The following is a 26,393-nucleotide window of genomic DNA, read 5'->3' on the forward strand; positions in this document are numbered from 1 at the left end:
GGTGTGTCAGTCAAGGATGCTCCAACTGAACCGCCGCAATCGGGGGCAAGCCCCCTCCCACATTTTTAATCCGCGTCTAAAAGTCGACGGTGGCAGACAGCAGATAGGTGCGCGGGGTCGACAGGGTCAGCCCCGGCTCGCTGTCATCCGATGCGCCGGCCGAACTCCAGTAGCGCTTGTCGGCGACGTTTTCCACATTCGCCCGCAGGGTGATGTGCTTCTCATCGACCTTGAACGCATAGCGGGCGCCGACGTCGATGCGGTTCCAGGCGTCGATTTCCTTGACGTTGGACTGGTCCAGGTATTGAGAACTGGAGTGGATGCCACGGCTGGTCAGGGTCAGGCCTTCGAGGGTCGGGACATCCCACTCGGCACCGAGGTTGACGTTGTACTTGGGCGTGGCCGGCGCGCGGTTGCCGTCCCAGGCGCCATTGGTGGTGTCCTTCAATTTGCTGTCGATGTACATCACGCCGCCGAGCAGGCGCACGCCCTTGAGGGGTTCGCCGAACACGCTCAGCTCCGCACCGGTGTTCTGGCGCTTGCCATTGGGACCGAACAGCCGCGACGTGGCGTTGGTCTCGTAGGCCGGTTGCTTGATGCGGAACACCGCGGCGGTGACGGCGAAGGCACCGGCGTCGTACTTGGCGCCGACTTCCACCTGGCGGCTGATAAACGGCGGGAAGATCTGGTCTTCGTTTCTCGACGTGGACGGTGCGATCTTGCCCTGGCTCAACCCTTCCATGTAGTTGGCGTACAGCGACAGCTTGTCGGTGGCTTTGAACAGCAGGCCGCCCGAAGGCGAGATCTTTTCTTCGTCGTAGTTGGTCTTGCCTTTGATGCCGTTGCTCCAGTCATCCACGATCACGCGCTGCCAGCGCGCACCGAGGGTGAGCAACAGGCGGTCATCGAAGAAACCCAGGGTGTCGGACAAGGCCACGCCACTGAACGTGTTCTCGGTATAGACCTTCGCATCCTGGCGCGTGGCCACCGACGGCGTCGGGGTTTGCACGGGGTTGTAGAGATTGCTCGATGCGTTGGCATAACGCGCACCGCCGTTGGTGAAGTCCATATAGAAGTAGCTGGCGGCCAGGTTGACCTCATGGCTCACCGGCCCGGTGTGGAACCAGTTACGCACGCCGGCCGTGGCGGTACGGACGTTTTCATCGCGGGTGAAGTCCCGGGGCTGCACGGTGAAATCACCGGCCGCATTGGTCACCGAAACAGCATGGCGCAGGAACTCGTGGTTGCTTTTGCGCGCGCCGACACCGCCGTAGAGCATCACCGAATCGCTGAGGTCATATTCGGCATTCAGCGTACCGAAGGTGTCCTTGGTGCGGGCCTTGCTCCAGGACTGCGCATAGTTGCGGCGCACATCGTTGGCGCTGGGCACCGGCGCGGCAGCCGCGACTTGCACACGCTCCTGCGGCGCATCGGTGTCGCGCTCGGTGCGGCCGATATCGGTGGAAAGGCGCAGGCGCTCGCCACGAAAATCCAGGCCCAGCACGGCCATCTCACGGTCGACGCTCTGGTGGTCCCATTCGGTATCGCCGGACTGCTTCACGCCGTTGAAGCGCAGGCCGAACTTGTTGTCCTCGCCAAAGCGCCGGCCCACATCCACGGCGCCACCGGCCTGGCTGTCGGAGGCCCAGGTGCCGGTGAACGAGGTGATGTCCTTGTCGGTGGCGCGCTTGGGCACCACGTTGATCCCGCCGCCCACGCTGCCGCGCGGCGAGATGCCGTTGATCAACTGGGTGGGGCCTTTGAAGATGTCGACGCGGTCGGCCATCTCCATGTCGATGGTGTAGGTCGGCAGCACGCCGTACAGGCCGTTGTACGACACATCACTGTTGAACAGGCTGAAGCCGCGAATGGTGAACTGCTCATACCGCCCGCCGGCCGGGTTGGTGGCGCGTACCGACGGGTCGCTGGCGATCAGGTCGCCAAGGGTGCGCGCCTGCTGGTTTTTCACCGCGTCCTGGGTGTAGGTGGTCATGCTGAACGGGGTTTCCATGAAGTCCCGGGTGCCCAGCAGGCCTTGCGAGCCACGCCGCGCCACCTGGCCACCGGCGTAGGTGTCGCCGTCGTACAGGCCGGTGGTACCGAGAATCGACGTGGGCGCCAGCTCCAGGCTGCCGCCCTCCGGCACCGGCACCAGCATGTAGGCCTGCTCCCCCATGGGCTGCAATTGCAGGCCGGAGCCTTGCAGCAAGCGGGCAAAGCCCTCTTCCACGCCATATTCGCCGGATAAACCGCTGCTGCTGCGCCCGCTGACCAGCGCCGGGTCCACCGACAGGTTGACCCCCGACAGCCCGGCAAAACGGGTCAACGCCGCACTCAGGCTGCCGGCCGGCACCTGGTAGCTGCGGCGCGCGGCGCTGTCTTCGGCATAGCTGACGGGGACGAACAAGGGGCTGGCGCTGAGGCTCAGCATCAGGCTCAGTTTGAGCAACGGGCGCAAGCGCAAGGTGTGGACTGCGGGCATTGGAAGAAGCTCTCGATTTTGTTCACTTGCCTGGAATGACAGGCGAGGTGAAAAAAGGGGACAGGCTTCGACCAACTTTTTTCAAAATGGCAGGGCAATGGCGGCGCCATGCCCTGCCCTGGTTACCATACCGCGATATGGGAATCCGCACGCGGTTCGGTGCCGCCGCACAGCACGCCGCTGACCGGGTCGCGCAGGATGATCTGCCCACGGCCGTAGTCGGTGAGGTCGCTGGCGATCTGCACCTGGTGACCACGCCGGGCCAGGGCATTGGCCAGGTCGCGGGAGGCACCCTGCTCGATGCCGACCTTCATGTCGCCCAGCCATTGCCAGCGCGGCGCATCCAGTGCGGCCTGGGGGTTGAGGCCGAAGTCCACCAGGTTCATCACCATCTGTACGTGACCCTGGGGCTGCATGTAGCCGCCCATCACGCCGAACGGGCCCAGGGCCTGGCCGTCCTTGGTGAGGAAACCGGGGATGATGGTGTGGAAGGTTTTCTTGCCTGCTGCCAGGCAGTTGGCGTGGCTCGGGTCGAGGCTGAATTCCTGCCCACGGTTCTGCAACGCAATGCCGCTGTCGGGCAGTACCACGCCGGAGCCGAAGCCGTGGTAGTTGCTCTGGATGAACGAGACCATATTGCCTTCGGCGTCCGCCGTGGCCAGGTACACCGTGCCGCTGGCGTGCGGGTCACCGGGCTTGGGCGCCTGGGCCTGTTCGCCGATCTGGCTGCGACGGCGCGCGCTGTAGTCGTCGCTGAGCAGGTCGGCCACTGCCACGCGCATGTGCAGCGGGTCGGTGATGTAATGCAGGCCGTCGCTGTAGGCGAGCTTCATGGCCTCGAGCTGGCGGTGCCAGGTCTGTTGGCTGTCGCGGTGATCGAAGGTGAAGCCTTCGAGGATGTTCAGTGCCATCAGCGCCACCAGGCCCTGGCCGCTCGGCGGGATTTCCCAGACGTCGACACCGCGATAATTGATGTGGATCGGGTCCACCCACTGTGCGCGGTAGTCCTTGAGATCACTGGCGCGCAGGTAACCCCCGGTGGCCCGTGAGTGGGCGTCCAGGCGTGCGGCCAGGGCACCGCGATACAGGCTTTCGCAACGGCTGGCGGCGAGTTCTTCCAGGGTGCGCGCCTGGGCCGGGTTGCGGAAAATCTCGCCCGCTTGGGGTGCGCGCCCATCGATGAGGAACGTGTCGAACCAGGCTTGCAGCACTTCATCGCGGTGCGGGCTGAATTCGTTCAAGGAGATCTGCCATTGGTGGGCAACCACCGGTGACAGCGGGAAACCCTCGCGGGCCAGGCGGATGGCCGGTTGCAGCAACTCGGCAAACGCCAGCTTGCCGAAGCGTTGCGACAGCTCCGCCCAGGCCGATGGGCAGCCGGGCACGGTCACCGGGGTCCAGCCGTACAGCGGCATCCGATCGTGCCCGGCAGCCTTGACCGCCTCGACACTCAAGGCGCCCGGCGCATGGCCATTGCCGTTCAGGCCATGCAACTGGCCCTTGCACCACACCAGGGCAAACGCATCGCCGCCCAGGCCGCAGCCGGTGGGCTCCACCACCGTGAGCGCGGCCGCCGTGGCGATGGCCGCGTCGATGGCGTTACCGCCCTTTTGCATGATCTCGATACCGGCCTGGGCAGCCAGGGGCTGGGACGCGGCGACCATGCCACGGCGGGCAAATACGCTCTGGCGCTGCGATGGATAGGGATACTCGTGAGCAGAAAATTTCAACATGGCAAAGGCTCTTCAAAAAAAGTCATAACACACGGCTGAGAAACGCCCGGGTCCGGGGATGACTGGGGTGGCTGAAGATCTGTTCCGGCGGCCCTTGTTCGATGAGTTCGCCCTGGTCGAGAACCACCACGCGGTCTGCCACTTCCCGGGCAAAGCCCATTTCATGGGTGACCACCACCATGGTCATGCCCTCCTCGGCCAGCTCTTTCATCACCTGCAGCACTTCGCCGACGGTTTCCGGGTCGAGGGCGCTGGTGGGTTCGTCGAACAGCATGGCCTGGGGTTTCATCGCCAGGGCGCGGGCGATGGCGACCCGTTGCTGCTGGCCGCCGGAGAGCATCGACGGGTAATGGCTGGCCTTGTCCGCCAGGCCGACCCGCGCCAACAGGCCACGGGCCTGTTCCAGTGCTTCGGCACGTGGCGTGCCGAGGACCTGGATCGGCGCTTCAATGATGTTTTCCAGCGCCGTCATATGGGGGAACAGGTTGAAGCGCTGGAACACCATGCCAATGTCGCGGCGCTGGCGGGCGATGTTGCGCTCCGAATCACGCACCAGGCTGCCGTCGCTGCGCTCGCGATAGCCCATGGCGCGGCCGTTGACGCGGATGCGCCCGCCCTGGATGTCTTCCAGCAGGTTGATGCAGCGGATAAAGGTGGTCTTGCCCGAGCCAGAGGCGCCGATCAGCACCACCACTTCGCCGCGCCGTACTTGCAGCGAGATACCCTTGAGGATCTGCAACGCGCCGAACGACTTCTGAATATCCAGTGCCTCAATGATCAGCTCTTCACTTTGGTGCGCCATGGTTATCGTCCCCTCAGCAGTTTCAGGGTGCTGCGCCCGAACATGCGGCTGGCTGCCGGTGGTGGCGCGGAAGGCCGGTCGGACTGGCTGAAACGGGCTTCGAGCCAGCGCTGGAAAAAGCCCCAGAGGGTGGTCAGCGTCAGGAAGTACAAGGCAACCACCAGGTACAGCTCGAACACCCGGAAGGTGGCCGAGGTGATCATCTGGGTGCTGAGCAGCAGTTCCTGCACACCGATCACGCTGACCAGGGTGGTGTTCTTGAGCATCACGTTGAACTCATTGCCCAGCGGCGGCACGATCACCCGGAACGCCTGGGGCAGCACGATGCGCCGCATCAGCTTGGCGAAGCCCATGCCCAGGGAGCGCCCGGCTTCATATTGGCCCTTGTCCACCGCGCCGATGCCGGCACGGATGATCTCGGCCATGTACGCGCCTTCGTTGAGCCCCAGGGCAATGATCGCCGCCTGGATATTGCCGGGGACGATCAAGCCGAACAGCTCGATATCCTCAAAGCGGAAAATCCCGCCCGCCGCCAGTGCCGTGTACAGAAACACGATCTGCACCAGCAGCGGCGTGCCGCGCATCAGCCACACGTAAAAACGCACCGGCAGATGCAACAGCGGGTTCTTCGACAAGCGCAACAACGCCGCCGCCAGCCCCAGCGCGCAGCCCAGCAGCATCGCCAGTACGCTGATCAGGCAGGTCAGCCACAGCCCCGTGAGGTAAACCCCGCTGGGCTGCAGCAGGTACTGCCAGAACACATCCCAATTGAAATTCATCGCAGGTACGCCTCAGTCGAGTGTGTCGCTGCTGACATGCCATTTGTCCAGCAACTGCACATAGCTGCCATCGCTGCGCATATCGCTGATCACCTGCTGCACGGCGGCGGTCAGTTGCGGGTCGTCCTTGCGTATGCCCAGGCCGGTGAGGATGCGGCTGAACGCCGGAACGCCTTCCTGGAACAGGTCCGGGGCCATTGCTGCGTAGTAACCGGCGGTTTCCACGGTGGTGCCGTAGGCGTCGACCTGGCTGATGCGCAGGGCCTGGAACGCGTCGGTGTCGGTGTTGTAGACCACCAGTTTCATCGGGGGCTTGCCGGCCTTGGCCAGGCTTTCATTGTGGGCATCGAGCAGGGTCTTGATGGTGGAGCCGTTGAGCACCGCGACCTTGTGCGCGGACAGGTCATCCAGCGCCTTGATGCCCTTGGGGTTGCCCTTGGGCACCACCACCGACTGGCTGGAATACATGTAGTTGACGATGTCGATCACCTGGCGCCGCTCGGGTTTGTCGAACAGCTGGTCGACGATCATGTCGCACTGCTGGGCGAGCAGCGCCGGCACCAGGCCAGAGAACGGAATCACCCGCCATTGCACTTGCTTGTCGCCCAGGCGCCTGGCGATTTCCAGGCCCAGGTCGACGGTGAGCCCGCGGGGTTTCTGGGCTTCGTCGAAGGACACCAGGGGCGGGGAATCCATCCCCGAGCAATAGACAAGTTTGTCGACTTTTTGCAGACGATCCGGCACTTGAGGCGCAGCAAAGGCCCCTTGTGCGCAGAGACCGAAGGAGACAGCCACCAGCAAGGCGCGGCATTTATGCATGACCAGACACTCCAGTTCGTTGAATAACGGGGCAGGACTAAAGTCAAAACACAGCGGGTGTTTCTTATTGTTCGGTTTGCAGGAACTGGATCAGCGCCGGCACGGTGCCTTCGATGTGTTCGCGCACCACGGCTTCGGCGCGGGCGGCGTCGCCGGCGCGGATCGCATCGAGGATCACCGCGTGTTCCTGGCGGGCACTGAGGGGTTTTTCGCCGTGCTGCAACCACAAGCGCATGGGCGCCTCGACCAGCGAGTACAGCGCCGAAATCTGCTTCATCAAGCGTGGGCGGCCGCTGAGGCTGCACAGGTATTCATGGAACGCGCGATGGCGGCTGACCCAGGCGGCGCTCTCATCGCGGTAGTCGTCCATCGCGTCGAGCATGCGCTCCAGGGCCGCCAGTTGACGCTCACCGATACGGCCGACGGCCACGCGCACCGCCAGGCCTTCGAGGGCGCTGCGCATCTCGAACACTTCGTGCAGCTCATCGATATCCAGACCGCTGACGATCGCGCCACGGTTGGGCCGCAGGGTCACCAGGCCCTGGGCATCAAGGCGGCGAAAGGCTTCGCGCACCGGCATGCGGCTCATGCCGATCTCGCTGGCGATGTCTTCGGCGATCAGCCGGTCGCCCTTGCGGTAGCGGCCGCCGCAAATGGCATCGAGCAGAAAGTTGTAGGCCTCCTCCTCGGCGGTGAGGGGCTGGCGGTCAACGTAAGCGGGAGCGAATTGCATCGGCAGCACCTTTTGAATTTTTGTATCCAATTATCCACGAATACAAAAAAGCAGAATGCGTGCCAACGGCCTGGGCCAGGAGCCAAGTGATTGATTCAGATCGGATAGAAGGGAAAAAGCTGGCGCTGGCGTTGAAAAGTCGCGTGGGAATTTGCTACCCAATGGCGCAGAAGATGCCCCATTGGTGGGCGGAAGTAACAAGCAGGACGTGGGTGAGATGCTTTTGCTTGAGGCGAATCCAGCCCACCGTTGGCGTTATGGCTCGGCCGAATAGATGACGGTTTGCGCGCTGTTTTCGCCGACCGCCTGGCGGGTGAAATAGGTGTCGCCTTCGTCGGTGAGGATCTCGTAGTCGGCCTTACGGGCCGGGCTGGCGTGCTTGATGATTTTCAGCACGCGCTGGAATTTCACGCTTAGCGTGCCGTTGTGGCTGGGCCCGGTGAGCACATTGACGCTTTGAAACCAGCCGGCGTGCCGCTGGTTGCTCACCAACGCGTGGCTCATCGCCTCAAAACGTTCCAACCGAGTGAAGCCCCACAGGGTCTGTTCTTCGACGGTGGCGCCCGGCGTAGCGGCGCCGGTAAACACAAACAGATTGATCGCCGGGCTGTCTTCGCAAAAGAAGTCGTAAGGGACCAGGCCGTCGACCATTTTCCTGCCGGGCACGAAGCCCTTTTTATGCACCTGAAACATCGCCACCTCCACTCAATCAATGGCGACAAGTCTAATGAGGCGCGACGTACAGGGCGGTCAAGCCAATGTAATGTCGTGTAAAGATCGCGCGCTGTGCAGGGTGATCTCCACTGTCAGCCCGCCGCCCGGCTCGTTGCGCGCGAGGATGTGGCCGCCGTGCATCTGGACGGCCCTCGCAGCAATGGCCAGCCCCAGGCCAAACCCCACGCTGGCATCGCCCACACCACGTTCGAACGGCTGGAAAATGCTGTGCAGCCGGTCATTGTCGACGCCCGGCCCTTGGTCGGTGATCTGTACCGTGAGGCGGTTCGCATCCTGGTTGACCTGCGCCGACACGCACACGGTGGTGTCCGGCCGGGTGTAGCGCACGGCATTGCGAATCACGTTCTCGAAGCAGCGGTACAACAACTCACCGCTGACGCAGGCGATAAACGGCGGGCACGCCTGCAGGTGCACGCGACAGCCTTTGATGCCGGCTTCGAACTGCGCATCTTCAACGATCATCGCCAGCAATTCGACAATATCCACGGGCTCGCGCTCGATACTTTCCGGGCGGCCTTGCAGGCGCGCCAGGGTCAGCAACGCCTCGATCAGGGTGTCCATGCGCTCGGATTCGCGCTCGATGCGTTCGAGCATTTCCAGGCGGGCGGCGTCCTGGCGCAACAGGCCGATGGCCGCCTGCATGCGCGTCAGCGGGGAGCGCAGTTCATGGGAGATGTCGTGCAGCAGTTGCTGCTGGGCCTCCACCAGCCCCTTCAACTGGTTGGCCATGCGGTCGCAGTCTTCCGCCAGGTCGACGATCTCGTCGCGACGCTTGCCCATGGCCGGCTTGACCCGGGTTTCGAAGCGTCCCTGGGCCGCGTCGCTCATGGCGCGCTTCAGGTAAGCCAGGGGCCAGGCCAGGTAATAGGCCATGTAGCCGCTGAACAGCGCACTCATCAATGTGCCGATGATCAACGGAATCTGGTGCCAGGGCCGGCCGGGCGGGTTACCGGGCGCGTGGGTCGACCTGATCGACAGCGCCAGGCCTTCCTTGCTGACGACCGCTCGCTCATAGGCCGGCTGCGTCACCGGCCCACCTATCAGCAATTGCCCGGCACTGTTGTAGACACCGATGGCCTCATCCGCCGGGCGCTCCCACACCGCCAGGAGCTGGCCGCCCGCCTCGACACCGAACGTTTGCAGCAGCTTGTCTTCGGCCGCCAGCATGGCTTCCACATGCGGGTCATTCGGCTGGAAACGGCCCAGTTCAAGCACGCCGACGCCCACCAGGAAGGTCAAGGTGGTCGCCAGCCAGAAGGCCAGGAACAGTTTCCAGAACAGCAGGCTGGGCCTGGTCATTCGGCAATCAACAAATAGCCGAGGCCACGTACGCTCTGGATCCAGGCCTTGGCGTCCGGGCGCGGCCCGAGTTTTTGCCGGATGCTGCTGATATGCACGTCGATGCGCCGGTCGTAGCGGGTCAGCGGGCAACCGAGGGCATTGAGTGACAGATCCTTTTTACTCACTACCTGGCCGGCACTGCGGGCCAGCTCTTCCAGCAGGCTGAACTCGGTGCTGGTCACACCCAGCTCGAGGCCGTTCCACAGGGCCTGGCGCCTGCCGGGCCACAACACCAGCGCGCCGGTCTTGATCACTTCGGTGGTCGGCTGGCCCACCGGCTGCACCCTGCGCATGATGGCGCGCAGGCGCGCGACCAGTTCGCCGGGGGAGCTGGGCTTGGGCACGTAATCATCGGCGCCGAGTTCCAGGCCGGTGATGCGGTCGATGTTGTCACCACGGGCGGTGAGCAGCACTACGGGTACCTGGCTGACGACGCGGATGCGCCGGAGCACTTCGATGCCCGAGCGCTGGGGCAGCATCACGTCCAGCACCACAATGCTGTAGCGCCCCGACAGCGCCTCCACCTCGCCCTCCTCCCCCGTGTGCACGGCCGCGGCCTCAAAGCCTTCGCGCGCGAGGTATTGGCTCAGCATGTCAGTCAGTTCCTGGTCGTCGTCGACCAACAATACGCGGATCATCTCGGGCTCGTCGGTGGGGGGTTGCGCATTATCGGCCCGGCATCGGCATCCCAGGCCAAACTTTACCTAACTTGACATTCGGTTAACCGCACCAAACGCCCCTCGCTCGTATGCTGGATGTTCACCAGTCCGGCCGCGCGGCGAGTTGTCCATGCGTGCCGGCGCTGCTTGTCGATGTGTTCTGGAAAAGATCTTGATGAATTTTTCGCGCCTGCTCTGCTCGGTTGCGCTGCTGCTCAATGCCTCACTGGCACTCGCCCAAGGCTTCAAAATCTCGGATATTCGAATCAACGGCCTGCAACGGGTCTCTGCAGGCAGCGTGTTCGGGGCATTACCCCTGAACGTCGGCGACGAAGCGGATGACCGGCGCCTGGTGGACTCGACCCGCGCGCTGTTCAAGACCGGTTACTTCCAGGACATCCAACTGAGCCGCGAAGGCGATGTGTTGATCATCAATGTAGTCGAGCGTCCTTCGGTTGCCAGTATCGAGTTCGAGGGCAACAAGGCGATTGCCACCGATGACCTGATGAAAGGCATGAAGCAATCGGGCCTTGCCGAGGGCGAGATTTTCCAACGCGCCACCCTGGAAGGGATACGCAACGAGTTGCAGCGCCAGTACGTTGCCCAGGGCCGTTACTCGGCGTCGGTCGACGCGCAGGTGGTGGCTCAGCCGCGTAACCGCGTGGGCTTGAAAATCAAGATCGACGAAGGTGAAGTGGCATCGATCCAGCACATCAACGTCGTGGGCAACACGGTGTTCGCCGACGACGCCCTGATCGACCAGTTCACCCTCAAGACCAGCAACTGGCTGTCGTTTTTCAAGAACGACGACAAATACGCACGGGAGAAGCTGTCGGGCGACCTTGAACGCTTGCGCTCCTATTACCTGGACCGTGGCTATATCAACATGGATATCACCTCGACCCAGGTCTCGATGACCCCGGACAAAAAGCACGTCTACATCACCGTGAACATCCAGGAAGGCCAGAAATACACGGTGCGCGAGGTGAAGCTCAGTGGTGAGCTGAAAGTCCCGCAGGACCAGGTCCAGTCCTTGCTGCTGGTGCAGAAGGGCCAGGTGTTCTCACGCAAACTGATGACCACCACCTCGGAGCTGATTACCCGTCGCCTGGGCAACGAAGGCTACACGTTCGCCAACGTCAACGGCGTGCCGCAGGCCCACGATGAAGACCACACGGTTGACGTCACGTTCTCCGTCGACCCCGGTAAGCGGGCCTACGTCAACCGTATCAACTTCCGTGGCAATACCAAGACCGACGACAAGGTGCTGCGGCGGGAAATGCGCCAGATGGAAGGTGGCTGGGCGTCAACCTACCTGATCGATCAGTCCAAGGTGCGCCTGGAGCGCCTGGGGTTCTTCAAGGAGGTGAACGTCGAGACGCCTGCGGTGGCCGGCCTCGATGACCAGTTGGATGTGAACTACGCCGTGGAAGAACAGGCGTCCGGTTCGATTACCGCCAGTGTCGGCTTTGCCCAGAGTTCGGGGCTGATCCTCGGCGGCTCGATCACCCAGAACAATTTCCTCGGCACCGGCAACTACGCCAGCCTGGGGCTGACCCGCTCGTCCTACCAGAGCAAGTACAACATCGGTTTCACCGATCCCTACTTCACCACCGACGGGGTGAGCCTGGGTTACAACGCGTTCTACAGCAAGACCGACTACAACAAGTACTACGATGACGGGGTTTCCTATTACGCCATCAATAGTTTTGGCCTGGGCACCACCCTCGGTTACCCGATCAATGAAACCTCGCGCTTGAACTTTGGCCTGACCGTACAACACGACAGCATCGAACCGGGCACCTACAGCGCCGACGAGATCTACGACTTTATCGAGCGCGAAGGCAAGGAATTCACCAACTTCAAGGCCAACCTTGGCTGGTCGGAGTCGACCTTGAACAAAGGCGTGCTGGCGACTCGCGGGCATTCGCAAAACCTCAACCTGATGGTGACGGTGCCCGGCAGCGACCTGAGTTTCTACAAAATCGACTACACGGGGCAGACGTTCCTGCCTGTCAGCAACACCACATCACTGCGCTTTCACACCAAGCTCGGCTACGGCAGCGGCTACGGCTCCACGGACGGGCTGCCCTTCTATGAAACCTACACCGCCGGCGGCGAAGGCACGGTGCGCGGCTTTGAAAGCGGCACCCTCGGCCCGCGCAACACCCCGGCAACCGGTGCCTACGCCAGTGCCGGGCAGGCGTACTACTCGGACCGGGACACCGAGTCGCTGGGCGGCAATATCCTGATAACCGGCGGCGCGGAGTACCTGTTCCCGGTGCCGTTCATCAAAGACAACAAATCCGTGCGAACCTCGTTGTTCTGGGACGTAGGGACGGTGTATTCGGACAAGTGCTACCTCAGCACGACCCAGGGCTGCGGCAGCGTGGACCTAAGCCAGATGGCCAGTTCGGTGGGAGTTGGGGTGACATGGTACAGCCCGCTGGGGCCGCTGAGTGTGAACTTGGCCTACCCGATTCGCACGCCGGAGAACGCGGACAAGCAGGTGTTTCAGTTCTCCATGGGGCAGACGTTTTAAAGGTTGCGGCGTGTTGATGCGTTTCCCCCTTCTCGGAAAGGCCCTACACAAATACCGGACGTCTGGCGAAGCCGCGTTTATGTATTGTTTTTTATAAAGGAACTCCGCTATCGAGCCTTGGTCGGCTGATGTGTGGATTTTCCTTTCACTACGCGGATAGATCGGATGAAACAGATGCCCTTCGTCGAGGCCAAGCCTGTTGCCGACAAAAAGCTGGCTTTGTTTGCACCCGTGCCAGCGCCATGGCGTTCAAGCGCACACCCGCTGCACCTGCACGATTTTGCTGCCTGTCGGAATGTCGAATCAGGCGCGGTTTTTATTATCGCTTCCGGCCTGTCAGCCAAATCATTCCCCCTCGAAAAGTTCGCGCACGTGCCCATGATCACCATGAATGGCGCGATTTCGATGTTTATGAACACCGACATCAAGCCGAGTTTTTACGCCTGCACGGACAGAAGCTTTTCCAAACAGCAGCCGGATTTATTCAACTACGCCATGGCTGTCAGCCAAAGGGTCGCGCTGTGGGAAGACCATGCGCAATCCTCCCATGCTCGTCCAACCGGGCAGCTCTACCCGCTGTCCAAGGCGCCAAAACCGTCGTGGATCGATGTGGCGCTCGGAAGATCAAAAGAGCTGGTTACTGATCACTCCTTGATCGCCTTTCGGAAACGGTCCATCGGGTTCAGCAAGGACATGAGCCAGGGCTTTTTTGATGCCCGAACCGTGGCCTACCTGGCCATCCAGCTGGCATTCCACGTCGGGTTCTCCAAGGTTTTCCTGGTGGGCGTCGACCTGGACGAAAAGTCGGGGAGGTTTTACGAAACGAAGGACTCCATAAACTCCCCCTGCGGGCTCGACCAGCACTATTACACCCGCATACTGCCGTCGTTCGAGTTGATGTCCAAGAAAGTCATCGGGGATGACTTCATGGTTTACAACTTATCCGATATTTCGAAGATTCCGGCGAGTGTGATTCCGCGTATCAGCGTCGCTCAAGTGGAAGCGATGCTCCACCAGTAGACACACAGTCGGCCTGGAGGCCTTCGCCAACTCCCTGCACTACACACATTGGGTGTCGGCAGCTGAGGGCCCTTCTCAAAAAATCCGAATATCAGCCCGGATACTTCAGTCTTTTTTAGCAGGAGATTGAAGGAGTTATCTGGATTGGGTTCCACGGCCAGCGAGAAGAATGGCGGGGGCCTTCTGTTGCATAGTGAGCACTATGCCCTGGGCCATTTGGGGCTTACGCTGAAGCGTATGCGCTGATCGTACTTCAGATCTGCCTATGCTCAATGAACCTGTGTGGGTTTAAAAAGAATTTTCAGAATCAGCAGACGTAACTCATCCAGGACCTTGATGGCCGGAAGCTTTCAGTGCATTGGCTGGATCCAAGCGTGGGGCGGTGACGATCTTGAGGAGGAAGTTGGGATGATCCCCCGCAAAAGTCCCTATGCGTAAAAAAGCCGAACTGGCTGGAGTTCGGCTAAGTCACTGAAAAATATGGTCGGGACGGAGTGATTCGAACACTCGACCCCTAGCACCCCATGCTAGTGCGCTACCGGACTGCGCTACGCCCCGACTAGGCGTGTTACTGGGTTCGCTTCGCAACGAAGCGATCAGGAATATACCGCAAGCTTTTGAAATGTGGAAGTATTTTAAAAGCCTGAATCATTTTTTCAAAACCACCAGCACATCTTCCAGTTCGGAGATCATCTGGCGGATCAGTTGCTTGTACTGGGTGGTGTCGTCTTTGGCTTCATCACCGGACATACGCTGGCGCGCGCCGCTGATGGTGAATCCCTGATCGTAAAGCAACGCACGGATCTGTCGGATCATCAGCACATCCTGGCGCTGATAATACCGACGGTTCCCGGTGCGTTTGACGGGGTTGAGTTGAGGAAACTCCTGCTCCCAATAGCGCAGCACGTGCGGTTTTACCGCACAAAGCTCGCTGACTTCACCAATGGTGAAGTAGCGTTTGCCTGGGATGACGGGTAGCTCGTCGTTATGACTTGGTTCCAGCATAAGCCTCAACTCGGGCCTTCAACTTCTGCCCTGGACGAAAGGTGACCACACGGCGAGCCGTGATCGGGATTTCTTCTCCCGTTTTTGGATTGCGGCCAGGCCGCTGGCGTTTGTCCCGCAGATCAAAATTGCCGAAACCGGACAATTTGACCTGTTCGTTGTCTTCCAGAGCGTGTCTGATCTCTTCAAAAAACAGCTCGACCAATTCCTTGGCCTCGCGCTTGTTCAGACCCAACTCTTCGTACAGACGTTCCGCCATCTCAGCTTTCGTCAAAGCCCCCATACGTCACTTCCTTAACGTGGCGTTCAACCTTTGTTCGAGCGAGGTGAGGATATTTTGTGTCGTGGCATTCACCTCATCGTCATTAAGAGTGCGCGATGGATGCTGCCAGGTCAAGCCAACTGCAAGGCTTTTTCTATGCGGATCAATGCCTTTACCCTGATAGACGTCAAATAGCCTGAGGTCTGTCAGCCATTCCCCTGCATTTTCACGGATTACATCCAGAACAGCAGTAGCGGCGACTTCACGATCGGCGATCAGGGCCAGGTCACGACGCACTTCAGGGAAGCGCGACAACTCGCTGAATTTAGGCATCTTGCCCGAGGCCACCTCGGCCAGCACCAGTTCGAAGACGAAGACCGGGCGGTCGAGACCAAGGGTTTTCGACAGTTCCGGGTGGATGGCGCCGACGAAGCCCACCAGACGACCCTCGCGCTCGATACGCGCAGTCTGACCTGGGTGCAGCGCCGGGTGGTTGCCTGGCACAAATGTGAAGTCGTCCAGTGCACCGGCAAAACCCAGTACCGCTTCCACGTCCGCTTTAACGTCGAAGAAGTCCACGGCATCCCGGCCTTGCGCCCAGCCTTCCGGCAAGCGGCTGCCGCAAACAACACCGGCCAGCATCGGCTCTTGCTTCAGGCCGTCGAGTTGACCGACAAACCGCAGGCCGCTTTCGAACATGCGCACGCGGTCTTGCTGACGGTTCAGGTTATGGGAAAGGGCTTTCACCAGGCCTGGCCACAGGGATGAACGCATGGCGGCCATGTCGTTGGAGATCGGGTTGGCCAGCACCAGCGGCTCGACGCCCGGGTTGAACAGTTCGAACTGCTTCGGATCGATGAAGCTGTAGGTCACCGCTTCCTGATAGCCACGGGCGACCAGCAGACGACGCAGCTCAGGCAGGTGCGCACGCGCTTCTGCCTTGGGTTGCGGCGCCAGGCGCGCTTGCGGGTAACGAACCGGCAGGCGGTTGTAACCGTACAGGCGAGCCAACTCTTCGATCAGATCGACTTCCAGGCTGATATCGAAGCGATGGCTTGGCACTTCAACATGCCACTGCCCTTCCCCACCCGCAGAAATGTTCAACCCGAGGGCCGACAGCAGTTGTTCGATTTCAGACGGGGCGATGACCAGGCCAAGCATTTGCTCAACGCTTTTGGCGCGCAGGGTGATCGGCGCAACGGACGGCAGATGCTGTTCGCTGACAATCTCAGTGATCGGGCCGGCTTCGCCACCGGTGATTTCCAGCAGCAGGCCAGTGGCGCGCTCCATGGCTTCACGGGCGAGCTTCCAGTCCACACCGCGCTCATAGCGATGTGACGCATCGGTGTGCAGGCCGTAGGAGCGGGCCTTGCCAGCGATAGCAATCTGGTCGAAGAACGCACTTTCAAGGAATACGTCTCGCGTGGTCGCGGACACACCGCTGTGCTCGCCCCCCATCACACCGGCAATCGCCAGGGCGCGGGAATGGTCAGCGATCACCAGGGTGTCGGCGCGCAGGCTGACTTCCTGGCCGTCGAGCAGAACCAGCTTCTCGCCTTCTTCGGCCATGCGCACGCGAATGCCGCCATTGATTTCAGCGAGATCGAAAGCGTGCAGCGGCTGGCCCAGTTCAAGCATCACGTAGTTGGTGATATCGACGGCCGCGTCGATGCTGCGCACGTCGGCGCGACGCAGGCGCTCAACCATCCACAGCGGGGTTGGCCTGGACAGGTCGACGTTGCGGATCACACGCCCCAGGTAACGCGGGCAGGCGTTTGGTGCCAGTACTTCGATCGGTCGCACTTCATCGTGCACCGCAGCCACTGCGGCCACCACTGGACGAGTGACTGGCGCGTTGTACAGCGCGCCCACTTCACGTGCCAGGCCAGCCAGGGACAGGCAGTCGCCACGGTTCGGAGTCAGGTCGACCTCGATGCTGGCGTCTTCCAGCTCCAGGTAGACGCGAATGTCCTGGCCCACTGGCGCATCGCCCGGCAGTTCCATCAGGCCGTCGTTGCCCTCGCCTACTTGCAGCTCCGCCTGGGAGCACAGCATGCCGTTGGACTCGACGCCACGCAGCTTGGCTTTCTTGATCCTGAAGTCGCCCGGCAGTTCGGCACCGATCATGGCGAACGGGATCTTCAGGCCCGGGCGCACGTTAGGCGCTCCGCACACGACCTGGAACGTTTGTGCGCCATTGCTGACCTGGCACACACGCAATTTGTCAGCATCGGGGTGTTGCTCGGTGCTCAGCACCTCGCCCACCACCACACCACTGAAAACACCGGCGGCCGGCGTAACGCTATCGACCTCAAGACCGGCCATCGACAGACGCGCAACCAGCGCATCGCGATCTACCTGCGGGCTTACCCAGCCGCGCAGCCATTGTTCACTGAATTTCATCCTGCTCTCCTAAAGATTCGTTACGACTAGCGAAATTGCGCGAGGAACCGCAAGTCGTTGTCGAAGAACAGACGCAAGTCGTTCACGCCGTAACGCAGCATGGCCAGACGCTCAACGCCCATGCCGAAGGCAAAGCCCGAGAACTCTTCCGGATCGATCCCGGACATGCGCAGCACGTTGGGGTGAACCATGCCGCAGCCCATCACTTCCAGCCAGCCAGTCTGCTTGCAGACGCGGCAGCCTTTACCACTGCACATCACGCATTCCATGTCGACTTCTGCGGATGGCTCGGTGAACGGGAAGAATGATGGACGGAAACGCACCGCCAGCTCTTTCTCGAAGAACACTCGCAGAAACTCTTCGATGGTGCCCTTGAGGTCGGCGAAGTTGATGTCGCGATCAACCAGCAGGCCTTCGACCTGGTGGAACATCGGCGAGTGGGTGATATCTGAGTCGCTACGGTACACACGGCCTGGGCAGACAATGCGGATCGGCGGCTTGTTCGCTTCCATGGTGCGGACCTGTACCGGCGAGGTATGGGTGCGCAACAGCATGTTTGCATTGAAATAGAAGGTGTCGTGCATCGACCGGGCCGGGTGATGGCCTGGGATGTTGAGCGCCTCGAAGTTGTGATAGTCGTCTTCGACCTCAGGGCCTTCGGCAATGCCGTAGCCGATGTGGGTGAAGAACTGCTCGATGCGTTCCAGAGTCCGGGTGATCGGATGCAGACCGCCCGAGGCCTGGCCGCGACCAGGCAGGGTTACATCAATGGACTCGGCGGCGAGTTTGGCCGCGAGATCGGCCTCCTCCATGGTCGCCTTGCGCGCATTGAGCACCTCTGTGACACGCTCCTTGGCAACGTTGATCAGCGCGCCGACTTGCGGGCGCTCTTCAGCCGGCAAATTTCCCAGGGTCTTCATCACCTGAGTCAATTCACCCTTTTTGCCAAGGTAGTGAACCCGGATTTGCTCCAGGGCATTGATATCTTCAGCGCTTTGCACAGCCTCAAGAGCTTGAGCGACGAGCGCGTCCAGGTTTTCCATGTACAGACTCCAGATACAAAATAGGGGAAGAGCTTGAAGGCTCTTCCCCTATTTATGACGTTTACCACCTTGGGCTACAGGCGCAGCCCAGGGTGACTGTCGGGGGTACTTAAGCCAAGGTGGCTTTAGCTTTCTCGACAATCGCAGCAAACACCGCTTTTTCGTTCACGGCCAGTTCAGCCAGAACCTTACGGTCGATTTCGATGGACGCTTTTTTCAGGCCAGCGATGAAACGGCTGTAGGACAGACCGTTAACACGTGCACCAGCATTGATACGAGCGATCCACAGAGCGCGGAACTGACGTTTTTTCTGACGACGGTCGCGGTAGGCGTATTGGCCTGCCTTGATTACCGCTTGCTTGGCAACACGGAATACGCGTGAGCGTGCGCCGTAGTAGCCTTTAGCGAGTTTCAGAATTTTTTTGTGACGTTTACGGGCAATGACGCCACGCTTTACACGAGCCATGAGTTACTTCCTCTATTCTTGATCCAAAAATTAACGAAGGCGCAGCATGCGCTCGACTTTTGCCACGTCAGACGGATGCAGCAAGCTGCTACCGCGCAGTTGACGCTTACGCTTGGTCGACATTTTGGTCAGGATGTGGCTCTTGAAAGCGTGCTTGTGCTTGATACCGTTAGCAGTTTTCAGAAACCGCTTAGCAGCACCACTTTTAGTCTTCATCTTTGGCATGTTCGGATACTCCGCATTCAGTTGATAAACATAATCAGAAGGCCTGCCGTGCCCTGTTGATTACTTCTTCTTTTTCGGGGCGATGACCATGATCAGCTGGCGTCCTTCCATCTTAGGATGCTGTTCGACCGAACCGTACTCGAGCAGGTCAGCTTCAACCCGCTTGAGGAGTTCCATCCCCAGCTCCTGGTGGGCCATCTCACGGCCGCGGAATCGCAAGGATACCTTGGCCCTGTCCCCATCACTCAGGAAACGTACCAGGTTGCGCAGTTTTACCTGGTAATCCCCTTCCTCCGTCCCTGGACGAAACTTGATTTCTTTTACTTGAATCTGCTTCTGGTTCTTCTTCGCCGCGGCAACCTGCTTCTTCTTTTCGAAGATCGACTTGCCGTAGTCCATCACCCGGCAAACGGGTGGGATTGCATCGGCGGAGATTTCCACCAGGTCCAACTTGGACTCTTCTGCAATACGAAGCGCTTCATCAATCGAGACGATGCCAATCTGCTCGCCGTCAGCGCCAATTAACCGAACCTCGCGTGCCGAGATATTCTCGTTGATCGGGGCTTTCGGTGCAGCTCGTTTATCTTGTCTCATTTCACGCTTAATAATAATTACTCCGAATCTGGGCGACCACGCCGGGAAACCGCTTGCGCGAGGAACTCAGCGAACTGGGCGACGGGCATCGAGCCCAGGTCAGCACCTTCACGAGTACGCACAGCGACAGTCTGCATCTCGACTTCCCGATCTCCGATAACCAAAAGATAGGGAACCTTGAGCAAAGTATGCTCGCGGATTTTAAAGCCGATCTTTTCATTTCTCAAGTCGGACTTGGCACGAAATCCGCTTTCGTTGAGAGTTTTTTCAACTTCAGCAGCAAAATCCGCCTGTTTATCAGTGATATTCATGATCACTGCCTGAGTCGGAGCCAGCCACGCAGGGAACGCACCCTCGTAGTGCTCGATCAGGATACCGACGAACCGTTCGAACGAGCCGAGGATCGCCCGGTGCAGCATAACCGGGTGTTTACGACTGTTATCTTCGGAGACGTATTCGGCTCCCAAACGGATCGGCAGGTTAAAATCGAGCTGCAAGGTACCACATTGCCAGACACGGCCAAGGCAATCTTTCAACGAGAACTCGATCTTCGGCCCGTAGAAGGCCCCCTCACCCGGCTGCAGATCGTACGCAAGGCCCGCACTGTCTAGCGCTGCGGCCAGGGCCGCTTCGGCGCGATCCCACAGCTCGTCGGAACCGACGCGCTTTTCCGGACGAGTGGACAGCTTCATCTCGACTTCGGTAAAGCCGAAATCACGATAAACGTCCATGGTCAGCTTGATGAACGCGGCGGATTCGGCCTGCATCTGCTCTTCTGTACAGAAGATGTGGGCGTCGTCCTGGGTGAAGCCGCGCACACGCATGATGCCGTGCAGCGCACCCGATGGCTCGTTACGGTGGCAGGCACCGAACTCGGCCAGGCGCATCGGCAACTCGCGATAGCTCTTCAGGCCTTGATTGAACACCTGCACGTGGCATGGGCAGTTCATCGGCTTGATGGCGTAGTCGCGGTTTTCCGACTGGGTGGTGAACATATTGTCGGCGTAGTTGGCCCAGTGCCCGGATTTCTCCCACAGGCTGCGATCAACGACCTGCGGGGTCTTGATCTCCAGGTAACCGTTGTCGCGCTGCACCTTGCGCATGTACTGCTCGAGCACCTGGTACAGGGTCCAGCCGTTCGGGTGCCAGAACACCATGCCCGGCGCTTCTTCCTGGAGGTGGAACAGGTTCAGGCGCTTACCGATCTTGCGGTGGTCGCGTTTTTCGGCCTCCTCGATGCGCTGGATATAGGCGGCCAGCTGCTTCTTGTCAGCCCAGGCAGTGCCGTAGATCCGTTGCAGCTGCTCGTTCTTCGCGTCGCCGCGCCAGTAGGCACCGGACAGCTTGGTCAGCTTGAACGACTTGAGGAAGCGCGTGTTCGGCACGTGGGGACCACGGCACATGTCGACGTATTCTTCGTGGTAGTACAGGCCCATGGCCTGCTCGTCCGGCATGTCTTCCACCAGGCGCAGCTTGTAGTCTTCGCCACGCGCAGTGAACACGTCGATCACTTCGGCGCGCGGGGTGACTTTCTTGATGACGTCGTAATCTTTTTCGATCAGGGCGTGCATGCGCTGTTCGATAGCGGCCAGATCGTCCGGGGTGAAAGGACGCTCGTAGGCGATGTCGTAATAAAAGCCTTCGTCGATGACCGGGCCGATCACCATCTTCGCAGTCGGATACAGCTGCTTGACCGCATGGCCAATCAAGTGCGCGCAGGAGTGGCGAATGATCTCCAACCCCTCTTGATCCTTGGGCGTGATGATTTGCAGGCTGGCATCGGAGGTGATCAGGTCGCTGGCGTCAACCAGCTTGCCATCGACCTTGCCGGCCACGGTGGCCTTGGCCAGGCCAGCACCAATGGATGCGGCGACCTCGGCTACGGAAACCGAATGATCGAATGAACGTTGACTGCCGTCGGGAAGAGTAATAGTTGGCATGGCGCCTCCTCTCCTAGTGGTGACCCCTACCAAAGGTCACGTGGGTTGGGATGAGCCAGTACAAGATCCAACACCAGGCCGTTCAATGATGAACGCCTGCCTTACAGCGGCAGGAGCCTTTCGGCCAACCGATAATCGAACCACAGTGACTGGAGTGAGCAGAAAAGAAACATGGCAAGGCGGCAAATGGCGCACCCGGAATTAGCCAAGCCAAGGATGCTAGCACAGATGAACGGTCACCGCGCCGGCAGTATCCGCTGCAAAGACAAATTCCAGCCTTTATAGCTGCAAAAGTGAACTTGAGCTGTACGCCACACCTCAAACCCACTGAGAATCGCCGTTCGTCCTCGAATCAAAGGAGCATCCCATGATGCGTTTTACCTCGACCCTTGCTTTCGCCGCTACCCTGAGCCTCCTTTCCCTCGGCGCGCAGGCTGCCGCTCCATCCAATTGGCCAGCCGGTGCCCGTGACAGTTTCGTCAGCGACTGCAGCGCGGCCGCCAGCCAGAACGTAGACGTCAAGACTGCCAAGGCCCACTGCGAATGTGGCGCCGACAAGATCAACGCCGAATTGAGCACTGCGGAAATCAAGGAGCTCATGACTAACCAGAACGCCAGCCCGGAGCTTAAAAACAAAGCAGTCGCGGCTATTTCGTCCTGCAAAGTCGTGAAGAAAAAGTAAGACCGGCCTGGGATCAGACGACCGTTTTGCCAGGAAAACAGCCCGAAAACTGCCATTTCGCACAAATTACGCAGCTTTTACGGCTTTTTTTACCAGCTGATATTTCACGCCGAAGCCCCGTAGATCGGGGCTTTCAGCCGACACAAGTAGCAAACGCAACGCTATTGATTAGCAAACAATGCCTTGGGGGGGCTCCCAAGCCGAACATTTCGACTATGATAGCCCGGTGTGCCCAGTTGGCCTGAGCAGCACAGCACTACTGAAAATATATGTTTCTTGGAGATACACCATGTCTAATCGCCAAACCGGCACCGTTAAATGGTTCAACGATGAAAAAGGCTTCGGCTTCATCACTCCTCAAGGTGGCGGTGACGACCTGTTCGTACACTTCAAAGCTATCGAAAGCGACGGTTTCAAAAGCCTGAAAGAAGGCCAAACCGTTTCCTTCGTGGCTGAGAAAGGCCAAAAGGGTATGCAAGCTGCACAGGTTCGCGGCGAGTAATTCTCCGCTGAGCTAAAAAAACCCCGTCCATGTGACGGGGTTTTTTATGGGCGTTGCAAAAGCCTGGAAACGATCAGCCGCAATTAACGCGCGTGATCACCAGGTTGTCATCGGTGTTCAGGTTCAGGCGGTCGGAGCGGTATTCCAGCGTGATCATATCGTTGGGCTTGAGGATCCGCGCGTTCTGTGCGCCAGCACGGGTACGGGCCTGCTCCAGCAACTGCGGCGAGGCTTTCTGGCCAATGCTGAATTCGGCGGCCTTCGACTCACAGCGGCTATGACCGGCATCGGTCACGGCGGCGTCTTTGGCTGGCTCAGAGGCACCCGGGGTGCTGCAACCCGCCAACGCGAGTGCTGCCAACAAAGTACCGAATGATGCGAGCTTCCAAGGCATGAAGCCTCCTATTGAAAAATGAACAGAGATCGTGCGACAGCGGTCTGGCTGATAGGTTTCAAAACGTAAACCGCCGATAGGTAAGTCTGCCCGACTATCAGCAGGCATTCGCCCGATCAATCGTGACCAAATATGAGCGTAATCAGTAGATGTCGATGTAATCGAACGGCGGCTTCGGCCAGTTCTGCTTCAGCGCATTGAAAATCTGTGTAACCCAGACCTCGTCGCTGGCCGCGACGTTGCCGACGTAACCGGAACCCTTGGCCCAGGTCTCCAGGCGGAACAGCAGGCCATCGATGTCAGTGCCTCCCACCACCCCGGAAGATATGTAGGCAATTCCGGCCCTGGTCACACGCAACTGGGTATGCTCGTCATCACTGGCACTGGCGATCAGTTGACGCACGGCGGCCAGTGTCAGGTTCTCGGGGTTATTCAAATCGATCTGCACGCGGGGTCCCCCGGCAATTAAACAGGGAGACAGTGTCGCACAGCACCTGCTTCATGCCTAAGTAGCAGTGCCAAGCGCCGCGCAAAATGATTAACTGCGCCGGTTAGAGCCGCGTTCCAGCGCATTGCCCAGCATTTCAACCCGTGAGACTTCCATGACCACCGTAACGCTCCAAGCCGACATCAAAGCCAAATGGCCCCAAGGACAAAGCTCCTACAGCCCAGGAAGCCCGGAAGAACTGGCAATCATCGGTATCGACCTGCTGGTCAAGGAACTCGGCACCCAGGCGGCACAGGCATTCATCGGCCAGGTATTCGAAAAATACCCGGCCGATCACATGGGGGCACCAGACCCCGAGCGTGAATAAGAACCGGCTGGCGAACGTCGACCGGGTTACTTCAGGCGTGCCAGGCGCTCGGTGAGCAGATCGAAGAAGCCCTGGGCGTCGCCGTTCTCAACCCAGAACACATTTTTTGTCTGCTTCAGGCCGTCGTACCAATCAACGATGGTCTGGCCGAAGGTCGGGCCTTCGCGGCTGTCCACCACCATATTGGCCTGACGCCCTGTGAACAAGGACGGCTTGAGCAGGTAGGCGATGACAGTGGCGTCATGTACCGGGCCGCCCGGGATGCCGTAGTGTTCCATATCGCCCTTGACGTATTCATTGAGAATATCGCCGACGACCTTGCTCGCGTTGTTATTGATGTCGGCGATCTTCTTCAGGCGCGCCTCGCTGGTCAGCACCTTGTGGGTCACATCCAGCGGCAGGTAGGTCAGCTTGACGCCACTCTTGAGCACAATCTCGGCTGCAATCGGATCGGCGAACAGGTTGAACTCGGCAACCGGGGTGATATTGCCGCCGTTGAAGTGCGCGCCACCCATCACCACCACTTCCTTGATGCCTTGGGTGATTTCCGGGTCCTGGGTCAAGGCCAGCGCCAGGTTGGTCTGCGGACCGAGCATGGCAATGGTGATGCTGTGAGGCTTGGCCGCACGCAGGGTCTTGATCAGGTAATCAACGGCGTTGCCTTCAGCCAGGCCCTTTTTAGGCTCATGGACGGTGACGCCGGAAATACCTTCTTTGCCATGGATGTTCTCGGCATAGATCGGTGTGCGCAACAGCGGCTTGGGTGCTCCGGCGTACACCGGGATTTCTTCACGCCCGGCCCACTCGCGGGCCAGGCGCGCGTTACGCGAGGTCTTGTCCAGGCGTACGTTGCCGGCGACGGTGGTCAGCGCACGAATGTTCAATTCGTCCGGGGAAGCCATGGCGAAGAGCAAGGCTACCACATCGTCGGCACCTGGGTCGGTGTCGATGATCAAGTCGATTTTTTCCGCCGCTTGGGCGCTGGCAGCAGTGAGTGCGGACAAAAGCAGGACACTCCGAAACAGATTTTTCAGGGTTGGCAGACCACGTTGCATAAAACACTCCTTGTCGTTGGGAAACTCTAGAAGGTTACGCCGGAGACCAGCGCGATATTGCAGTAAGGCTGGCACTCGCCGGTACGCACGACAGCGCGCGCGCTACGGCTCAGTTGCTTGAATTGTTCATGGCTGAGCAGACGTCGCTCGCCGAGGGCGGCCTGTTCAGCCAAAGCATCCAGCTCCGTCAGCGCGGGTGGCTGCTTGAGCAGGATTTCTTCCGCCAGCACGTGGCTTTCCACCTGCATTTCACTGAGCACGATACGCAAGGTGCTGATGAAGTCGGGAATGCCCTGGGTCAGCGCCAGGTCGATCAACTCGACCCCGGGCGGCACTGGCAGGCCGGCGTCGCCGATCACCAGGATGTCACCATGGCCCAGGGATGCGATCAAACGCGACAAGGCGATATTGAGCAGAGGGGTCTTTTTCATAAAAGCACAAAACCTTGAACGTCATGCAGCGTAGGAATGGAGGGTTGCGCACCGGCACGGGTGACTGACAAGGCTGCCGCGACCTGGCCGAAACGGATGGCCTCGGCTTCGCTTTTGCCACTGGCCAGTGCTGCGGCAAAACCACCGACAAAGGTATCGCCGGCAGCGGTGGTATCCACCGCCTTGACCTTGGGCGCCACCAGGTGCTCAAAGCCCTGGCCATCGGCAAACAACGCCCCCTGGGCGCCCAGGGTGATGATGACTTTGCCCGCCCCCGCCTTGATCAGGTGGGTCGCCGCGACCTTGGCACTGTCGAGGGAGTCGACTGTCACGCCGCTCAGTGCGCTGGCTTCGCTTTCGTTGGGAATCAGGTAGTCGACCGAGGCGTACCAGTCGGCAGGCAACGGGCCGCTGGCCGGCGCCGGGTTGAGGATCACGGTCTTGCCCAGTTCACGACCGCGCTTGAGGGTATAGCCCACGGTATCCATCGGCACTTCCAGCTGGCAGATAATCACATCGGCGGCCTGCAGCACCGCATCGGACGCCTGCAGTGAGGCGGGGGTCAGCTCGCCGTTGCTGCCGGCAACGATCACGATCGCGTTCTGGCTGCTGTCGTCCACCACAATCAAGGCCACGCCACTGGAACCGTCCACGGTGCTCACCGCCTGGCAATCGATACCTTCCACCAGCAAGGCGCCACGCAGTTCAGTGCCATAGGCATCACTACCGACACAGCCGATCATTGCCACATCGGCCCCCAGTCGCGCCGAGGCCACGGCCTGGTTGGCGCCCTTGCCGCCAGGCACCGTGGAAAACGTCTGGCCGACCAGGGTCTCACCGGCACGGGGCAGCCGATTCGCGCGGGTGACCAGGTCCATGTTCAAGCTGCCTATTACCACTACTTTTGCTGGCATACATCAGTACTCATCAA

At 60.1% G+C, this 26,393-nt stretch carries 27 protein-coding genes and 1 tRNA gene; 5 read left to right on the forward strand and 23 right to left on the reverse strand.

The annotated features are described in order from the left end of the window. Positions 1-76: 76 nt before the first annotated feature. From BLQ09_RS01155 to BLQ09_RS01195, 9 genes are all read right to left on the reverse strand, one after another. Positions 77-2,482, reverse strand: a complete 2,406-nt coding sequence (locus BLQ09_RS01155; RefSeq protein ID WP_092354873.1) for a TonB-dependent receptor — start codon at positions 2,480-2,482, stop codon at positions 77-79. A gap of 122 nt (positions 2,483-2,604) precedes the next feature. Continuing rightward, positions 2,605-4,215, reverse strand: a complete 1,611-nt coding sequence (locus tag BLQ09_RS01160) for a gamma-glutamyltransferase family protein (protein ID WP_027607404.1) — start codon at positions 4,213-4,215, stop codon at positions 2,605-2,607. Positions 4,216-4,237: 22 nt separating this feature from the next. After that, complete coding sequence (locus tag BLQ09_RS01165) at positions 4,238-5,017, reverse strand: amino acid ABC transporter ATP-binding protein (RefSeq protein WP_027607403.1); 780 nt, start codon at positions 5,015-5,017, stop codon at positions 4,238-4,240. Between the two features lie 2 nt (positions 5,018-5,019). Then, positions 5,020-5,796: an amino acid ABC transporter permease gene (locus BLQ09_RS01170; protein WP_027607402.1), complete on the reverse strand. Its 777-nt coding sequence runs from the start codon at positions 5,794-5,796 to the stop codon at positions 5,020-5,022. Between the two features lie 12 nt (positions 5,797-5,808). Next, positions 5,809-6,615 (reverse strand): ABC transporter substrate-binding protein, encoded by an 807-nt coding sequence (locus BLQ09_RS01175; protein ID WP_027607401.1) that lies wholly within the window; start codon positions 6,613-6,615, stop codon positions 5,809-5,811. A gap of 64 nt (positions 6,616-6,679) precedes the next feature. Continuing rightward, complete coding sequence (locus tag BLQ09_RS01180; protein WP_027607400.1) at positions 6,680-7,348, reverse strand: GntR family transcriptional regulator; 669 nt, start codon at positions 7,346-7,348, stop codon at positions 6,680-6,682. Between the two features lie 255 nt (positions 7,349-7,603). Further along, positions 7,604-8,041 (reverse strand): hypothetical protein, encoded by a 438-nt coding sequence (locus tag BLQ09_RS01185; RefSeq protein WP_027607399.1) that lies wholly within the window; start codon positions 8,039-8,041, stop codon positions 7,604-7,606. A 57-nt stretch (positions 8,042-8,098) separates the two neighbouring features. Continuing rightward, positions 8,099-9,382: a HAMP domain-containing sensor histidine kinase gene (locus BLQ09_RS01190; protein ID WP_027607398.1), complete on the reverse strand. Its 1,284-nt coding sequence runs from the start codon at positions 9,380-9,382 to the stop codon at positions 8,099-8,101. After that, positions 9,379-10,062 carry a response regulator transcription factor gene (locus tag BLQ09_RS01195; protein ID WP_092354876.1) on the reverse strand — a complete coding sequence of 228 codons (684 nt, stop codon included), beginning with the start codon at positions 10,060-10,062 and terminating at the stop codon, positions 9,379-9,381. The genes BLQ09_RS01190 and BLQ09_RS01195 overlap by 4 nt, the downstream gene beginning before the upstream one ends. Positions 10,063-10,258: 196 nt before the next feature. Between BLQ09_RS01195 and bamA the strand changes: the two genes are divergently transcribed. Further along, positions 10,259-12,625, forward strand: a complete 2,367-nt coding sequence (bamA, locus tag BLQ09_RS01200; protein ID WP_092354879.1) for an outer membrane protein assembly factor BamA — start codon at positions 10,259-10,261, stop codon at positions 12,623-12,625. A 165-nt stretch (positions 12,626-12,790) separates the two neighbouring features. Next, positions 12,791-13,645, forward strand: a complete 855-nt coding sequence (locus BLQ09_RS01205) for a lipopolysaccharide biosynthesis protein (RefSeq protein ID WP_092354882.1) — start codon at positions 12,791-12,793, stop codon at positions 13,643-13,645. A gap of 481 nt (positions 13,646-14,126) precedes the next feature. Here the strand turns inward: BLQ09_RS01205 and BLQ09_RS01215 are convergent. The 9 genes from BLQ09_RS01215 to thrS form a co-directional block, all read right to left on the reverse strand. Then, positions 14,127-14,203 (reverse strand) — tRNA-Pro (locus BLQ09_RS01215). A 90-nt stretch (positions 14,204-14,293) separates the two neighbouring features. Beyond that, entirely contained in the window at positions 14,294-14,650 is a 357-nt protein-coding gene (locus BLQ09_RS01220) for a MerR family transcriptional regulator (protein WP_003174972.1), read from the reverse strand. After that, positions 14,631-14,933, reverse strand: coding sequence for an integration host factor subunit alpha (ihfA, locus tag BLQ09_RS01225; RefSeq protein WP_002553164.1), 303 nt, complete (start codon positions 14,931-14,933; stop codon positions 14,631-14,633). Before ihfA ends, BLQ09_RS01220 begins: the two co-directional genes overlap by 20 nt. A gap of 3 nt (positions 14,934-14,936) precedes the next feature. Continuing rightward, positions 14,937-17,315 carry a phenylalanine--tRNA ligase subunit beta gene (pheT, locus tag BLQ09_RS01230; protein ID WP_092354885.1) on the reverse strand — a complete coding sequence of 793 codons (2,379 nt, stop codon included), beginning with the start codon at positions 17,313-17,315 and terminating at the stop codon, positions 14,937-14,939. 26 nt (positions 17,316-17,341) lie between these two features. Continuing rightward, on the reverse strand, positions 17,342-18,358 hold the full coding sequence (gene pheS, locus BLQ09_RS01235; RefSeq protein ID WP_017737822.1) for a phenylalanine--tRNA ligase subunit alpha: 1,017 nt from the start codon (positions 18,356-18,358) through the stop codon (positions 17,342-17,344). Between the two features lie 109 nt (positions 18,359-18,467). Beyond that, positions 18,468-18,824 (reverse strand): 50S ribosomal protein L20, encoded by a 357-nt coding sequence (gene rplT / locus BLQ09_RS01240; protein WP_003174975.1) that lies wholly within the window; start codon positions 18,822-18,824, stop codon positions 18,468-18,470. Between the two features lie 30 nt (positions 18,825-18,854). Continuing rightward, entirely contained in the window at positions 18,855-19,049 is a 195-nt protein-coding gene (gene rpmI, locus BLQ09_RS01245) for a 50S ribosomal protein L35 (RefSeq protein WP_002553160.1), read from the reverse strand. Positions 19,050-19,109: 60 nt separating this feature from the next. Continuing rightward, entirely contained in the window at positions 19,110-19,661 is a 552-nt protein-coding gene (gene infC, locus BLQ09_RS01250) for a translation initiation factor IF-3 (RefSeq protein ID WP_015884933.1), read from the reverse strand. Then, on the reverse strand, positions 19,661-21,583 hold the full coding sequence (gene thrS / locus BLQ09_RS01255; protein ID WP_048719014.1) for a threonine--tRNA ligase: 1,923 nt from the start codon (positions 21,581-21,583) through the stop codon (positions 19,661-19,663). The genes infC and thrS overlap by 1 nt, the downstream gene beginning before the upstream one ends. A 367-nt stretch (positions 21,584-21,950) precedes the next feature. On the opposite strand from thrS, the gene BLQ09_RS01260 reads away from it, so the two are divergent. Further along, positions 21,951-22,265, forward strand: a complete 315-nt coding sequence (locus BLQ09_RS01260; RefSeq protein WP_027604109.1) for a hypothetical protein — start codon at positions 21,951-21,953, stop codon at positions 22,263-22,265. 289 nt (positions 22,266-22,554) lie between these two features. Continuing rightward, the gene (locus BLQ09_RS01265) at positions 22,555-22,767 is read left to right on the forward strand and encodes a cold-shock protein (RefSeq protein ID WP_003234260.1); all 213 of its coding nucleotides are present in this window, start codon (positions 22,555-22,557) and stop codon (positions 22,765-22,767) included. A gap of 73 nt (positions 22,768-22,840) precedes the next feature. Here BLQ09_RS01265 and BLQ09_RS01270 read toward each other — a convergent pair whose 3' ends face one another. Next, positions 22,841-23,161: an I78 family peptidase inhibitor gene (locus BLQ09_RS01270; RefSeq protein WP_027604108.1), complete on the reverse strand. Its 321-nt coding sequence runs from the start codon at positions 23,159-23,161 to the stop codon at positions 22,841-22,843. A gap of 142 nt (positions 23,162-23,303) precedes the next feature. Continuing rightward, positions 23,304-23,609: a hypothetical protein gene (locus BLQ09_RS01275; protein ID WP_027604107.1), complete on the reverse strand. Its 306-nt coding sequence runs from the start codon at positions 23,607-23,609 to the stop codon at positions 23,304-23,306. A gap of 154 nt (positions 23,610-23,763) precedes the next feature. On the opposite strand from BLQ09_RS01275, the gene BLQ09_RS01280 reads away from it, so the two are divergent. Continuing rightward, the gene (locus BLQ09_RS01280) at positions 23,764-23,976 is read left to right on the forward strand and encodes a hypothetical protein (RefSeq protein WP_027604106.1); all 213 of its coding nucleotides are present in this window, start codon (positions 23,764-23,766) and stop codon (positions 23,974-23,976) included. A gap of 26 nt (positions 23,977-24,002) precedes the next feature. Here the strand turns inward: BLQ09_RS01280 and BLQ09_RS01285 are convergent, their stop codons facing one another. From BLQ09_RS01285 to rbsK, 3 genes are read right to left on the reverse strand one after another with little or no spacing between them, the layout of a single operon-like run. Then, positions 24,003-25,031, reverse strand: coding sequence for a nucleoside hydrolase (locus BLQ09_RS01285; RefSeq protein WP_027604105.1), 1,029 nt, complete (start codon positions 25,029-25,031; stop codon positions 24,003-24,005). Positions 25,032-25,057: 26 nt separating this feature from the next. Then, on the reverse strand, positions 25,058-25,462 hold the full coding sequence (gene rbsD / locus BLQ09_RS01290; protein WP_027604104.1) for a D-ribose pyranase: 405 nt from the start codon (positions 25,460-25,462) through the stop codon (positions 25,058-25,060). Beyond that, positions 25,459-26,376: a ribokinase gene (gene rbsK / locus BLQ09_RS01295; protein WP_027604103.1), complete on the reverse strand. Its 918-nt coding sequence runs from the start codon at positions 26,374-26,376 to the stop codon at positions 25,459-25,461. The genes rbsD and rbsK overlap by 4 nt, the downstream gene beginning before the upstream one ends. Between the last annotated feature and the right edge of the window lie 17 nt (positions 26,377-26,393).

Origin of the sequence: Pseudomonas sp. NFACC25 (genome assembly GCF_900100935.1) — a bacterium.
Classification (GTDB): Bacteria; Pseudomonadota; Gammaproteobacteria; order Pseudomonadales; family Pseudomonadaceae; genus Aquipseudomonas; species Aquipseudomonas marginalis.